The 1,020-nt window shown below is 62.5% G+C and carries 1 protein-coding gene; it reads left to right on the top strand.

Annotation, left to right across the window (positions count from 1 at the left end; all coding sequences use genetic code 11):
- Nucleotides 1–1,020: AIR synthase related protein (locus tag AC1D0P_RS26055; RefSeq protein WP_477679370.1), on the top strand; the 1,020-nt coding region annotated here is incomplete at both ends.

Below are 1,020 nucleotides of genomic sequence, written 5' to 3'. Positions count from 1 at the left end.
GGGCGATCTTGGCATCGAACTCGATCTCGACAAGGTGCCGGTGCGCGAAGAGAAGATGACGGCTTACGAGATGATGCTCTCGGAAAGCCAGGAGCGTATGCTGATGGTGCTGCGCCCGGAAAAAGAGGGCGAGGCCAAGGCGATCTTCGTCAAATGGGGCCTCGACTTCGCGATCGTCGGCAAGACCACCAATGATCTGCGCTTCCGCGTGCTGCATCAGGGCGCCGAAGTCGCCAACCTGCCGATCAAGGAACTGGGCGACGAGGCGCCGGAATATGACCGGCCGTGGACGCCGCTCGCCAAGCCAGCTCCACTCCTCGACAATGACGTGCCGCAGGCCGATATTGCCGATGCGCTGTTGAAGCTGGTCGGTTCGGCCAACAATTCCTCTCGCCGCTGGGTTTACGAGCAATATGACACGCTGATCCAGGGCAATTCACTGCAGCGCCCGGGTGGCGATGCCGGCGTCATCCGCGTCGAAGGTCAGGAATGGAAGGCGCTCGCCTTTTCCTCCGACGTCACGCCGCGCTATGTCGAAGCAGATGCCTATGAAGGCGGCAAGCAGGCGGTGGCCGAATGCTGGCGCAATCTCACCGCCACCGGCGCCCTGCCCCTGGCGGCAACCGATAACCTCAATTTCGGCAATCCGGAAAAGCCGGAGATCATGAGTCAACTGGTGCATGCCATCAAGGGCATCGGCGAAGCCTGCACGGCACTCGATTTCCCGATCGTCTCCGGCAACGTGTCGCTCTATAATGAGACCAATGGCGTGGGGATCATGCCGACGCCGACGATCGGCGGCGTCGGTCTCATCCCTGACTGGAAGCGCACCGGCCGCATCGCCTTTGCCGAAGAGAACCAGGCGATCTTCCTGATCGGCGCCCCGTCCTCCTGGGGTACGCATCTGGCGCAATCGGTCTATATGCGCGACATCCACGGCCGCACCGACGGTCCGCCGCCACCGGTCGATCTGGCGCAGGAACGGCTTGTCGGCGATTTCGTCCGCGACCTGATCCGCGA

It is taken from the genome of Polaromonas sp. P1_G2, assembly GCF_056405515.1.
This window is presented reverse-complemented; position numbering and strand designations above follow the sequence as displayed.